The organism is Ruegeria conchae, from assembly GCF_000192475.1.
Taxonomy (GTDB): Bacteria; Pseudomonadota; Alphaproteobacteria; order Rhodobacterales; family Rhodobacteraceae; genus Ruegeria; species Ruegeria conchae.
Genome location: NZ_AEYW01000022.1, coordinates 57190 through 69299, shown reverse-complemented (window position 1 = coordinate 69299; position 12110 = coordinate 57190). Strand labels below are relative to the sequence as shown.

Sequence of the window (12110 nt, the reverse complement as noted above, 5' to 3'; positions counted from 1 at the left end):
AACCATCGGTATCAGGCCCCCATGACGCAGCACTACACTATAAACCGCCTTGGACATCAGGGCGACGGGATCGCCGATGGTCCGATCTATGCGCCACGCACCCTGCCGGGTGAGGTGATCAGCGGCACGCTGCTGGGGCAGTTCCTGAGTGACATCCGTGTCGAAACGCCCTCGGATCAGCGGGTCAAGGCACCTTGCCGTCATTACAAGACCTGTGGTGGCTGCCAGATGCAGCACGCAGCTGACGACTTTGTCGCCAACTGGAAGGTCGACGTGGTCCGCAACGCGCTCGCCGCGCAGGGGCTCGATGCCCCGATGCGGCCCATTCACACCTCGCCTGAACGATCCCGCCGTCGTGCGACCATCGCCGTTCGGCGCACCAAAAAGGGTACTCTGGCCGGGTTCCACGGACGCGCTTCGGAAACGATCACCGAAATTCCGGATTGTCACCTGCTGCATCACACCTTGATCGACGCCATTCCGGTGGCCGAAGCCTTGGCCATGTTGGGTGGCAGCCGCAAAGGCGTGCTGGCCGTAACGCTGACCCTGTCCGAAGTCGGTCTGGATGTGGCGGTCAAAGGCGGCAAACCGCTGGATGGACCATTGGAACTGGCGCTCGCGCAAGCGACCGAGCTCCACGGTCTTGCCCGGCTCAGTTGGGATGATGAAGTTATCGCCATGCGTGAGCCTCCGATCCAACGCTTTGGAAACGCTGGCGTCACCCCGCCGCCCGGAGCATTTTTGCAAGCCACCAAGGATGGAGAACAGGCTCTATTACAGGCCGTTTCCGATGCGACGCTGGGGGCCAAGCGGATCGTCGATCTTTTCGCGGGATGCGGAACTTTCTCGCTGCCGCTGGCACAGACCGCAGAGGTGCATGCGGTCGAGGGCGAGGCCGAAATGACGAAGGCCTTGGATCAGGGATGGCGCAAGGCGCAAGGCCTGAAACAGGTCACGACAGAGGCACGAGACTTGTTTCGCCGCCCGCTCATGCCCGATGAGCTCAAGAAATTCGATGCTGTCGTGCTAGACCCGCCGCGCGCAGGGGCCGAGGCGCAGGTGGCCGAGTTAGCGCAGGCCCAACGCCCAGTGCTCGCATATGTCTCATGCAATCCGGTGAGTTTTGCGCGCGACGCGAAAATTCTGGTTAATGCCGGATATGCCCTTGAATGGGTACAGGTGGTTGACCAATTTCGATGGTCGTCACACACCGAACTTGCCGCCCGGTTCTCGCTGAACCCGTAGATCTGAGATAAGGACCACCCGCATGGTGATCGCCCAACGACTTCTGCCCATCATCGAAGCCCCGGTATTCGGGCGATTCATCACCGGTGTGATTCTGTTCAACGCGGTGTTGTTGGGGATGGAGACATCACCCACGCTGATGGAAGCAGCGGGCCCGCTGATCGTGACGCTTGATAAACTGTGCCTCACCATCTTCGTCATCGAAATTGTGATGAAACTGATGGCGACCGGGCGTCGGTTCTTCACAAGCGGCTGGAACATCTTTGACTTTGTGATTGTGGGTGTCGCCCTTGTCCCAAGCGCGGGGGCGCTTTCTGTTCTTCGGGCACTGCGTATCTTGCGAGTATTGCGCGTCATCTCCGTTGCGCCGCGCCTGCGCCGGGTGGTCGAAGGCTTCATCTCGGCGCTGCCGGGCATGGCCAGCGTGTTCTTGCTGATGGCGATCTTGTTCTATATCGGCGCGGTGATCTCGACCAAACTGTTCTCATACAGCTTTCCGGATTGGTTCGGTGATCTGGGCATGTCTGCCTATACGCTGTTCCAGATCATGACGCTGGAAAGCTGGTCCATGGGGATCGTCCGCCCGGTGATGGAGGTCTATCCCTACGCCTGGCTATTCTTTGTTCCCTTCATCATGGTGACCACCTTTGCGGTGGTTAACCTTCTGGTTGGTTTGATCGTGAACTCGATGCAGGATGCCCACCATGCCGAGGATGAGGTCAAAACCGACGCCTATCGTGACGAGGTTCTTGAAAGGCTCGAGTCGATTGAACGCCGCCTAATGGAACAGTCGCACATCAAAAAGTGATTTAAGTTTCGCACAAATCTGGCATAATAATGGGCAAAAAAGAGCATCAGGCAGTGAAAACTATGGATCGTCGAGCATTTGGAATGGGCGCGATGGCAACGCTGAGCCTTTCAGCGTGCGCCTCAGCGAAACCCAGATTTCTTTCTTATCGCGGGCCCGAGGTGACCTCATTGGTCATCAACAAGGGCGCACGCAAGATGTATCTTCTTCATAACGAGCAGATTTTACGGGAATATGATGTCGATCTGGGATTTGCGCCCAGAGGTACAAAATCCAAAAAAGGCGATGGACGCACGCCTGAGGGCACTTATCTGATTGACCGCCGCAACCCACGTAGTCGGTATCACCTGTCGCTGGGCATCTCGTATCCGAACTCGGAAGATCGGGCGAAGGCCAAGGCCGCTGGCGTTGATCCGGGTGGCGATATCTTCATTCACGGACAGCCGAACCTACGATCCGAGTTCAAGCGTGCGAAGAAGACGCCTGATTGGACAGCGGGCTGCATCGCTGTGAAAAACGACGAGATCGAAGAGATTTACGCGATGGTGAACGAGGGAACTGTCATCACTCTGCGTCCCTGAATCAAAGCGGTTTCCAAGCACCAAACCCGAGCTGCACATAGTCGCGCTGGTAGGCTTCGGCTGCCAGCGCTTCAAGCCGTGCATCGTAAATTTGATCCAGCGAGAAGGGCACATCAGGCATTGCCTTCACCGGAGTTGGCGGTGCTTCGTGTCCCACTTGACGGGCAAGCTCGGGCAATTTGATTGCCATCTCAACCTCACGCAGAATCAGATCGGGTAGGGTGAATCCAGCCATGCCTTCTAGTGTTTGCGCCTGCCCGCACCATTCTCCGTCGACGCGGATCGGGGTCTGACCCGCAAGAATACTGCGCAACATGCCCAGATATGCCGAGAAAGCTTCGTAATGTTGGTCAAGTGAATAAGCACCTAGATCACCTTTGGCAGGTAGCGGCACTTTGTACCGCCGGCTCAGCATATTACGGATGCTGACATAGGCGCCGGGGCCGGTGTGCAGGATACGGTCACAGAATACCGCATGCGCGCGTGCCAACGGATGCCGTAACACTGTGAATTTGCGGTGATCGGGATGGCTTTGCATCCATTGACGCGTCTGTTTCTGATTGCGGCCAGTGATAAGGTCATCGGTTGTGACTCCATCGAGATCGGCGAGCCATTGCGCCACTTCCGCCTCGGGGCCACCGCGCACGGGTAGATACATCAGGGGCGTGTTTGCCGCGCCCACATAGCGCGAGACGGCAGGACCGCGGCGCGGCTCGAAATTTGGGATTTGGTGCAACTTGAACCAGTCGTACTGTGACAGTGCCTGCTCCATGTCGTCTGGATTGGTCACTTTCGACAAGACGGGTGCGGGGTTCTGGCGCTTGAGATGTTGGTTCAGCTCGGCAAGCCGTGCGCTGACGCCCAGCCAGGCTGCAAGCCCGTTCAGAACGTCCAGGTCATTCAGATCGTCATAGTCTATATAAAACGGCGTCTGCCCTGTGGTTTGCAAGTGCTTGAGAACGGTCTGTCGAAACGCCTGCCGTTGTTCAAGTTGGTCACAGAACTCTTCGGTGTCAAAGGTGACCTGCGCATCGCGGCGCTGCTTGATGTTTACCAATCTCCACTGCTTGGTCTCCAATGCGATTTTCCACGAGATGTAGCTGTCCAGAGGATTGCGCTTCAGGATGATCTTGGCACAGCGTGGATCATCAAGCGCAGGCCCAAGAGCACGCGCATCGTGATCACTGAAGAATCGAAAGCCGTTCATCTCGCCCGGTGCGTTTCGGATCGCATTGATCAGAGCCAGAGGATCGTTCTCGCGATCTTCTAGAGTAAACCCAAGAACGCTATCCAGTTTTGGCAGGCCGACGAAGTAGGGGTTGAACGCCTCACCGTGACAGGTCACCCCGTCGAGCGTATTCAACTGCAATTCCAACAGGTTCGAGCCAGTGCGCATATCGGCCAGTACGATGAAGTAATCGAAGAGGCGGGTCATTTTTAATTACTGCACCAGATAGGGCTTTTTGAACGATTTGGCTTGTCCGCCAAATACATCGTTAACAGGAAAATCACCCATCAAATAGGGATGCATGCCCTGGTTTTTGAGATTCTGCAGAAACTTACCAAACCCCGTCAGATCCACCATCGTGGGTGCCTCGGTCAAGTGGGTGGGCTGGGGCGCACCCATATCTTCAAGCACGGTCTGCAGGTGTTCCATGGGGGATTCCACGAACTCAGCCATAGTCCAGACCCGTATTCTAGATTTTGCGCGGGCTGTATCCAGCAACTCAAGCTGCTTTGTTTCCCGCTGCTGCAAACGGGCAGCTTCACACCGAATATCGGCAAAGTTCATGTTGGACCTGAACAAGGGAACCGCCCAGGCGCCAGTGATGATTGCAATACTGGCGTTCAGATCGCGCAACAGGAACTCGTTGATCTGTTGGGAATCATTCGGTCCGAATTGAAAACATTGGCGCTCGCCCCGTGTGTTCCAGATGACGTTCGACAGGAATGCAGTCGGATTGTAGTCGCGGAGAGACGCGCAATCTGGAAGCGCGCCGTTCATCATTGTGCCACCGTTTGCAAATTGCGCCTTCTCCGGGTGAAACAGATGTCCGTGCACCCGTGCACTCGTCACATTTGCAAGCCAGGGCTCGAAATCTTCAAACAGCTCTGAAAAGCCTTGAAGCACGGAATAAGGAAAAGCGGTTAGGCCGCGTTCGCTTGTCGCGCGCGGAAAACAACTCTGCATGTACAATCCGTCCCGGCCGCGAATGCGCCGCTCGACAGCTTTAGAAAACACTCGGTCGATCTTTCCCGGATTGGGCTCAGCCGGTGTCATCGCGCTGTTTTCATCCGACAAAAAGGATTGATACAGCCTGTCTGCTCCGTGCCAGACTTTCCGCGCCACAAAGCAATCCGAGCGGCGTAGCAATTGTAGGTGGTCGTCGTAGAACATATGAGGTCGGCCCTGATAGTCGAACTTCGACAGTGTCAGCGACCGGCTTTCGATATGCGTGGAATACAGGCGCGCGAGTGTTTGGAAATAGCTTTCGTCCGGGATCCAGACCCTCCGAAAATACCGGTCATAGTCCGGGCGCTTGGGGTCCTGCAAAATGGCTGACAGGGTTTGCCGTGTCAGGCACCACCATTGGCTGCCCATATGTGGCACAAGACCTTCAGGGATCGCCCTGCGCATTCCTACTACGCGTTGAAGCCGCACGTAGGCGTCAAACAATCTCCGCTGTTTGCGCCATGAGAACGGAAAACGCAGCGTGAAGCGTTCAAGATCCAACCCCCCCATGGTCCAGCTGACATCGCGTGTTGTGGCGCTTTCGATGAAATCAACGCGGGGGCGATCAGCCAGATAATCCATCAGCTCGCCCACAGGGCGAAGCGGCAAACAAGCACCCGAGGCAAGGAAAACGTGACGCACCTGCGGGAAACTGTCCAACATCTGAGTTGCAGCGGACTGTGAGGCTGCAACGATGCCCCACCCACCCCATTCACAGACATGTCGATCCGAGAACTGGATTAAAGGATTATCTGAACAGGCGGTGACCAGAGTGGAATATGCCGAGTTGGTCACCTTGCGATCCACATGGATCACGACCGGGCAGCCCGATGCGGTCCAATGCCGCGCCACCCGCTCTACTCGGTCGAGTGCGGTGTGCACCAGCATGACGATGCCCAGGCTGCTCATGCCCAGTTCCCTTTTGACATCATGCCGAGGATCTCAAGCTGTCGCCAGTTGATGTATTTCTCGGACCAGTTGTTCCAGAAAACGGGCTTATTCTCCAAGTGTTCGGCATAAGCTCTATATTCGCCCGAGGCGCGATAATGCTGGCTGCGGCTTAGTTCCTCACGGGCCTTGTTGCCCAGAGTGTCGATTAACTTAGCATGTAGCAGTGCGCCGCTGGTTTTTTCACCCCCACGTTCCTCGTAAACTTGGTTGAGGCCACGGGGCAGCAGCGCATGGGTCGAGCTGACATAGGCGTATCGGCGATGCCATTTCACCAAAGGGATTTTGTTCAGTGCAGGGGCTTTTTCGGGCGTATCATGAAAGAAAACCCGTGCTCGGGCACCACCTTGAATCCACAGGTTTCCATAGGTGGGATTCCGGGCGATCATGTAGTTGCCTGAGTCAAACCACGGGGCGATCTCGAACGGATTCTGACCGGCATGATAGGGCGTGTCTTCGACGACCCCCTCAGGATACATGTCGATCAGCATTGTGCCGAAACTACGAACGCTGGTGTCATCCAACCAGTCGGTCAACGCCCTTATCGGGCGGGTATCACAGAACGGGTAAACAAAGAACTCGTCCGGATCGACGGTCAAAACCCAGTGTTTGTGGGCATAGGTTCGCAACAGATAATTTGACCAGTCCAGCCCATAAGTCGAACTTTTGTAGCTGGCATCCGTCCACCACAGTGACACGTCTGGTTGGTCGGTTAAAAATTCACGCGTTCCGTCATCGCTATTGTTGTCGACGAATAGGAAATGGTTGATGCCAAGCTTGCGGTAATAGTCCAGAAAATAAGGCAGGCGGATACATTCGTTTCGCACGACGCTCATCAACAAGATGTCTTGCGGGCGAATATCTGACGTGTTGTTCTGTATCGCTTTCAATTCGCGTCTTTTGCGCAGGCACCGCAAAAGGCGACGCTTGCGTCGCAATCTCATGCGATAGGAATCCAAAAGGCTCACGCGGCTGCCCAACCTTTTTTGATATACGCGCGTCTGCCCGGGGCCGCCTGAGGCCTGAGTGGTGCCGAGCCGTCATCGTTTTATGACATCTAGTTACCTTGCGAAGCAATGGGTTTAAATCCCGTTTACTTCCCCGTAGTGGCTGGAAAGCCGCCGCCGTTCAGCAGCCCCAAAGTCTCCAATTGTTGCCAATCGCGCAGCTTTACAGAATCAGACCCCCAAAGATCGGGCTTATTAATTATCCCATCATAATATGTGCTGAATTTTTCAGGGTCGTGGAAATGCTGGCGCCTGTGTTTTTCTATCTGCGATTGTTCTACAACCCCCGGCAGGAATTTCGTGTGCAGCAAAACGCCCGAAGGAGCCTGCCCCTCTGGCCCGTCATATTCAAAATTCAGGGCTCGCGGCAGGGCGGAGTGGCAGGAATTCACATAAGCCATATGTCGCGCCCAATTGATCAAAGGGATTTTGTTCAGAGTCGGGGATCTTTCAGGGTGGTCCGAAAAGAAAGCTCTCTCTCGCGTCCCGCCTTGAACCCACAAGTTGCCCAATGGAAATTGACGTTGGGATCTGTAGGGGCCGGGGTCGAACCCGTTCAGAACATCAGTGGGATCGGATTGCGGGTCATAGTACTGCGTGCCCACTGGGCCTTTGGGAAACAGATCCAGCATCAATGCGCCAAAGGCGGACTGCCCACGCGCGTCCAGCCAGCCCGTCAAATCGTGTAACGAATGCGTGTCGTGATGGGCATAGACAAGCAATTCATCGGTATCGACCATAAGCGTCCAATGCCCGTGGCCAAATCTCCACTGCAGATATGTCAGCCAATCCAATCCGAACCGGGACGCACGATAGCTAGTAGTTGTTTGCCACAGAGATACATCTGGCTGATCAAGCAAGTACTGGGTCGATCCGTCGTCGCTGCCGTTATCCACAATCAGAAAATGATCTACACCCAGCGTCCGGTAGTGATGAAAAAACCACGGCAATCGGGTGATCTCGTTCCGTAGAGTGGTAAAGGCAAGGATAGCTCCCGGCGCGATTTGTTGCGTTTTGTCTGCACGCGAAGTTAACTGATGGCGGCTACGAAAAGACCGCCATAAAAGCCGCTTACGCTTTAGGCGCAGCTTGTATCGCTGCCCCCAGCTTAGCGGCTGATCCTTGGTGCTCACTTTTTGTAGCTGCCATTCTGATGCCAGCGCCACGCATCGGTGATCATCGTCTCTAACGTAGATCTTTTTGGCATCCAGCCTAGTTCTTGTTCTGCGCGGGTTGAACCGGATACCAGACGTGTACAGTCCCCTGCCCGGCGTGGGCCGATGCTGTAGGGCACCGCTCGATTGGTGACAGCCTTCGAATGCTCGATCACCTCCATAACCGAAAATCCCGATCCGGTACCCAGATTGAACACACGGCTCTCTTTGCCTTGTTCCAGCCACTTCAGACCAAGAACATGCGCAGCGACCAGATCGCGGACGTGCACATAATCGCGAATACAGGTACCGTCGGGCGTGTCATAATCGGTGCCGAACACTGTAAGACCATCGCGCTTACCGGCGACAGCGTCCAGCATCAGCGGCACCAGATGGGTCTCGGGTTGATGGAATTCACCAATTTCGGCATCCGGGTCGGCCCCGGCGACGTTGAAGTATCGGAAGATCACATGGTTTAGCCCGTAGGCGAATTCGAAATCACGCAGGATATCTTCGATCGCGCGTTTTGAGGCGCCATAGGCGTTCAGCGGTTGTTGAGGTGAGGTTTCATCGAGCACGACATTGTCGTGTTCTCCATAAGTGGCGCAGGTCGATGAAAAGACGAAATTCAAACAGCCCGCGTCGACCGCCGCTTGGATTAACGTCAAAGAGCCGGTCACATTGTTCGACCAGTACCTGCCAGGCTCGGACATTGCCTCACCTACTTGGCTGAGGGCTGCGAAATGCATCACGGCGGCTGGCTGGTACTTGGCAAAGACGGCGTCCAGATGCGCGCGATCCAGTAGGTCGCCCCGTTCGAACGGACCAAATTTCACCGCATCCTGCCAACCGGTGACCAAATTGTCATAGGTCACCGGAATATAGCCCGCCTTTGCAAGCGTCTTGCAGGCATGCGAACCGATATAGCCCGCGCCGCCGGTGACCAGAATATGGGTCATTCCAGTCCCATCGCGGCCATCATTTCTTCGATCTTGGCGACATCCTGGGGGTTGTTCAGTTCCCAAAATTGACGGCCCTTGGCTTCCACCTCTACGCACAGAACCTTACGACCGTTTTCCATGAAACGCAGTTGTTCAAGGCCCTCCATTGTTTCCAGCGGGCCGGTCGGCCAGGAGGGATAGTCTGCCAGTGCATCTGGCCGATAAGCGTAGACTCCGACATGATGAAAGACCGGAGTTGGATCATCGTTGGCATAGGTCTCAGAGGTGAAGGGAATTACCTCTTTCGAGAAATAGAGCGCACTGTGATCATTGCCGAACACTGCTGTCGTACCCCCAACGTGGTCGTGTTTGCGGTCATTCAACAACCCGTTCAGAGCGTCGCCATCGCAGCGCAGAACCGGGGTGGCCACACCGGCCTCAGGGGCATCGCGCAAGCCTGAGATCAGGTCTTCGACAAACCAGTGCGGCGTCAATGGTGCATCGCCCTGCAGGTTCACTACGATCTCATAACCGCTGCCCAGCGCCGTATGTGCTTCGGCGCAGCGCTCGGTGCCATTGCGACAGGTATCTGAGGTCATGATCACTTCGGCCCCGAACCCTTCGGATACTTCGCGAATGCGGTCATCGTCTGTCGCCACGACGACCCGATCGACACCCGCGACCGAAATGGCGGCGCGCCAGGACCGTTCGATCAGTGTCATGGCTGTACCATTGACCCCGGTCAGCGGCACCAGAGGTTTGCCCGGATAGCGGGTCGACGCGTAGCGGGCGGGAATGGCGATCAGAACAGACATCAGGCTTCCTTCAGGTCGACGCCCGGAGCATAGGCGATGAAAAATGGGTTGGCATAGCCGTCTTTGCCGTAGGTCAGCGGGGTGTGGTCATCAAAGCGCACGACATCTCCACCAGCACCGGCCAGTACTGCATGGCCCGCTGCGGTGTCCCATTCCATAGTACGGCCTACGCGGGGGTAAAGGTCAGCCTCACCCGTTGCTACCAGGCAGAACTTCAGCGACGACCCGGCGCTTTTGCTGTCGCGCACCTGATACTTGTTGATGTAATCCTCGGTCGCCTGATCCCTATGCGACTTGGAGGCAACGATCATCAGAGCTGAATTGTCTGGTTTAGAGACTGCTATTGGCGTTAGCGCACCCGGCTGATCCTTGTCGAGCGCGCCAGTTTCCTCAACCGCTTGCCCATCGGCCCGCGTATAAAACATCCGCCCCCGTGCGGGCGCATAAACCACGCCGCGCGTCGGTACGCCGTTCTCAACAAATGCGATGTTCACCGTGAAATCGCCACGACGGTTTATGAATTCCTTGGTGCCGTCCAGCGGATCGACGATCAGAAAGGTCTCACCTTTTTCCGAGTGCGAGTCCGCCTGCTCTTCAGTCACTAGTAAAATTTCGGGAAAAGCTTCGCGCAGCCCGGCCGAGATCAGCGCATCTGCGGCCTCATCCGCCTCGGTCACTGGGCTGGAATCGGATTTGACTTTGACGTCGAAATCATCCGCCTCGTAGATCTGCATGATCTTGTCGCCTGCCTGAAGGGCCAGCCGCCGGATGACGGGTATCAGGGCGTCATAGGTCACAAAAAAGCTCCGTTCTTGAGATTTGTTGATCCAAGTTTCTTACGGACTTATGGTGCGCTAGATACGGAACAGCAAGAAATTCGTGCCAGATTGCAGGTGACATGAGCAGGAAAGAGTGGTCGCGTGTTTCACTATAAGCGAAATCAGTCGTTGTTGGGCGGGGCCTTCACCACAGCTGAACTGATATTCTATGCGATTGTGCGCAATATCCGATCGCAGCATTCAAATGCGGTGATGGCGATCCTTATAAATATTCTTCAGGTGGTTGTAGTCGCCGGAGCGTTCTACTTGATCCTGTCTTTCATGGGCACCCGGATCGCGAAGATACGCGGTGAGTTCATACTTTTTCTGCTGTCTGGAGTGTTTCTGTTTCTGACACATATCAAATCGGTCGGTGCCATTGCCGGTGTCGGAGATGGCAACAATCCCATGACTTTGCATTCGCCGATGACCATGATGGTGATGCTGGCGGCTTCGGCGCTAGGCACGCTCTATACCCAACTTGTCTCGATCCTGGTGATTTTGTTTGTCTACAGTGTTGCCGTTTCGCCGCTCGAGATTCAGGAGCCAGGCGGAGCTTTTGCCATGCTTGTGCTTGCCTGGTTTACGGGGTGTTCGGTGGGGCTCGTGTTACTGGCGCTGAAGCCGTGGTTTCCCAATACAGTGACCATCCTGAAAAATGTCTATCGGCGGATGAATATGGTTTTTTCCGGCAAGATGTTCGTGGGAAACGCGCTGGGCGGGTTCATGCTGACCATGTTTGCCTGGAACCCGCTGTTTCATGTTATCGACCAATGCCGTGGTTTTGTGTTCCGGAATTATTTTCCTCGCAACACAAGCTGGGAATATGCGCTTTGGGTGGGGATTGTCCTGACCATGATCGGGTTGCTGGCTGAATTCTACACGCGCAAACACGTGTCAAAAAGCTGGGAGGCGCGTCGCTAGGTGGCGACCCGAAGCGTCAGATTAATACGCCCGCCCTTCGGCAGCAGTTTGGATGATCCAAATCGGATGCGGTCAATCCCGTGATATGTCAGCCGGGCAGGTCCGCCCATGATCACCACATCGCCCGAGCTCAGCCAGATTGACTCGGTCTTGCCCCCGCGTGTCGTATTGCCGATGCGGAATAACGCGTCATCGCCCAGTGAAATCGACAGCACCGGCCAAGAAAAATCAGCCTCGTCCTTGTCTTGATGCAGGCCCATCTTGGTGCCTTCGCCGTAGTAGTTGATCAAGCAGCAATCGGGCTGACGTTCCGCACCGGTCACGTCTTGCCAGATCGTCAGAATATCATCCGGGATTGCAGGCCAGGTCATGCCTTTGGGATGGGTATCCTGATACCGATAGCCAGCCCGATCCGTAACCCAGCCCAATGCTCCGGCCGAGGTCATGCGTACCGACATTTCTTTGCCCGATGGGGTGAAGGGCCGATAGAGCGGTGCGGCCTTCAGAATCGGGCGCAACAGGTCAACCAGGCGGGTTTGCGACACCGCATCCAGATAGCCTTTGCGGATATCAAATCCGCGCAAAAGAAGCCGCGCCATGGAAGAATCCCCAAACCTTGCCAGAACCTTGCCAAAA

The 12110-nt window shown here is 55.7% G+C and carries 12 protein-coding genes; 4 read left to right on the top strand and 8 right to left on the bottom strand.

All coding sequences use genetic code 11. The features are described from left to right. The first annotated feature begins 21 nt into the window (after positions 1 to 21). The 3 genes from G7G_RS0118525 to G7G_RS0118515 all read left to right on the top strand — a co-directional run bounded on the left by G7G_RS0118525 (position 22) and on the right by G7G_RS0118515 (position 2634). Entirely contained in the window at positions 22 to 1245 is a 1224-nt protein-coding gene (locus G7G_RS0118525; RefSeq protein WP_010442951.1) for a class I SAM-dependent RNA methyltransferase, read from the top strand. Between the two features lie 22 nt (positions 1246 to 1267). Further along, positions 1268 to 2053 (top strand): ion transporter, encoded by a 786-nt coding sequence (locus tag G7G_RS0118520; protein ID WP_010442950.1) that lies wholly within the window; start codon positions 1268 to 1270, stop codon positions 2051 to 2053. A 62-nt stretch (positions 2054 to 2115) separates the two neighbouring features. Next, positions 2116 to 2634, top strand: coding sequence for a L,D-transpeptidase family protein (locus G7G_RS0118515; RefSeq protein WP_029622180.1), 519 nt, complete (start codon positions 2116 to 2118; stop codon positions 2632 to 2634). A 1-nt stretch (position 2635) separates the two neighbouring features. On the opposite strand, the gene G7G_RS0118510 is transcribed toward G7G_RS0118515, so the two are convergent. The 7 genes from G7G_RS0118510 to cysQ form a co-directional block, all read right to left on the bottom strand. Beyond that, entirely contained in the window at positions 2636 to 4069 is a 1434-nt protein-coding gene (locus G7G_RS0118510; RefSeq protein WP_010442948.1) for a nodulation protein NodH, read from the bottom strand. A 6-nt stretch (positions 4070 to 4075) separates the two neighbouring features. After that, positions 4076 to 5776: a DUF5927 domain-containing protein gene (locus tag G7G_RS0118505; protein WP_010442947.1), complete on the bottom strand. Its 1701-nt coding sequence runs from the start codon at positions 5774 to 5776 to the stop codon at positions 4076 to 4078. Next, positions 5773 to 6759 (bottom strand): glycosyltransferase family 2 protein, encoded by a 987-nt coding sequence (locus tag G7G_RS0118500; RefSeq protein WP_010442946.1) that lies wholly within the window; start codon positions 6757 to 6759, stop codon positions 5773 to 5775. Before G7G_RS0118500 ends, G7G_RS0118505 begins: the two co-directional genes overlap by 4 nt. A gap of 149 nt (positions 6760 to 6908) precedes the next feature. Then, positions 6909 to 7955, bottom strand: coding sequence for a glycosyltransferase family 2 protein (locus G7G_RS0118495; protein WP_010442945.1), 1047 nt, complete (start codon positions 7953 to 7955; stop codon positions 6909 to 6911). Further along, entirely contained in the window at positions 7952 to 8935 is a 984-nt protein-coding gene (gene galE / locus G7G_RS0118490) for a UDP-glucose 4-epimerase GalE (protein ID WP_010442944.1), read from the bottom strand. The genes G7G_RS0118495 and galE overlap by 4 nt, the downstream gene beginning before the upstream one ends. Next, positions 8932 to 9732, bottom strand: a complete 801-nt coding sequence (locus G7G_RS0118485) for a 3-deoxy-manno-octulosonate cytidylyltransferase family protein (protein ID WP_010442943.1) — start codon at positions 9730 to 9732, stop codon at positions 8932 to 8934. The genes galE and G7G_RS0118485 overlap by 4 nt, the downstream gene beginning before the upstream one ends. Next, positions 9732 to 10529, bottom strand: a complete 798-nt coding sequence (gene cysQ / locus G7G_RS0118480) for a 3'(2'),5'-bisphosphate nucleotidase CysQ (protein WP_010442942.1) — start codon at positions 10527 to 10529, stop codon at positions 9732 to 9734. Before cysQ ends, G7G_RS0118485 begins: the two co-directional genes overlap by 1 nt. 123 nt (positions 10530 to 10652) lie before the next feature. Here cysQ and G7G_RS0118475 point away from each other — a divergent pair, with 123 nt between their 5' ends. Then, positions 10653 to 11474 (top strand): ABC transporter permease, encoded by an 822-nt coding sequence (locus G7G_RS0118475; protein WP_010442941.1) that lies wholly within the window; start codon positions 10653 to 10655, stop codon positions 11472 to 11474. Here G7G_RS0118475 and G7G_RS0118470 read toward each other — a convergent pair. Next, the gene (locus G7G_RS0118470; RefSeq protein ID WP_029622179.1) at positions 11471 to 12073 is read right to left on the bottom strand and encodes an alpha-ketoglutarate-dependent dioxygenase AlkB family protein; all 603 of its coding nucleotides are present in this window, start codon (positions 12071 to 12073) and stop codon (positions 11471 to 11473) included. The genes G7G_RS0118475 and G7G_RS0118470 overlap by 4 nt on opposite strands. Between the last annotated feature and the right edge of the window lie 37 nt (positions 12074 to 12110).

Excerpts from the sequence above, each read along its gene's own strand:
- G7G_RS0118500 (WP_010442946.1), bottom strand. The coding sequence starts at position 6,759 with ATGAGATTGCGACGCAAGCGTCGCCTTTTGCGGTGCCTGCGCAAAAGA.
- G7G_RS0118505 (WP_010442947.1), bottom strand. The coding sequence starts at position 5,776 with ATGAGCAGCCTGGGCATCGTCATGCTGGTGCACACCGCACTCGACCGA.
- G7G_RS0118520 (WP_010442950.1), top strand. The coding sequence starts at position 1,268 with ATGGTGATCGCCCAACGACTTCTGCCCATCATCGAAGCCCCGGTATTC.
- galE (WP_010442944.1), bottom strand. The coding sequence starts at position 8,935 with ATGACCCATATTCTGGTCACCGGCGGCGCGGGCTATATCGGTTCGCAT.
- G7G_RS0118510 (WP_010442948.1), bottom strand. The coding sequence starts at position 4,069 with ATGACCCGCCTCTTCGATTACTTCATCGTACTGGCCGATATGCGCACT.
- G7G_RS0118470 (WP_029622179.1), bottom strand. The coding sequence starts at position 12,073 with ATGGCGCGGCTTCTTTTGCGCGGATTTGATATCCGCAAAGGCTATCTG.
- G7G_RS0118525 (WP_010442951.1), top strand. The coding sequence starts at position 22 with ATGACGCAGCACTACACTATAAACCGCCTTGGACATCAGGGCGACGGG.
- G7G_RS0118485 (WP_010442943.1), bottom strand. The coding sequence starts at position 9,732 with ATGTCTGTTCTGATCGCCATTCCCGCCCGCTACGCGTCGACCCGCTAT.
- G7G_RS0118515 (WP_029622180.1), top strand. The coding sequence starts at position 2,116 with ATGGATCGTCGAGCATTTGGAATGGGCGCGATGGCAACGCTGAGCCTT.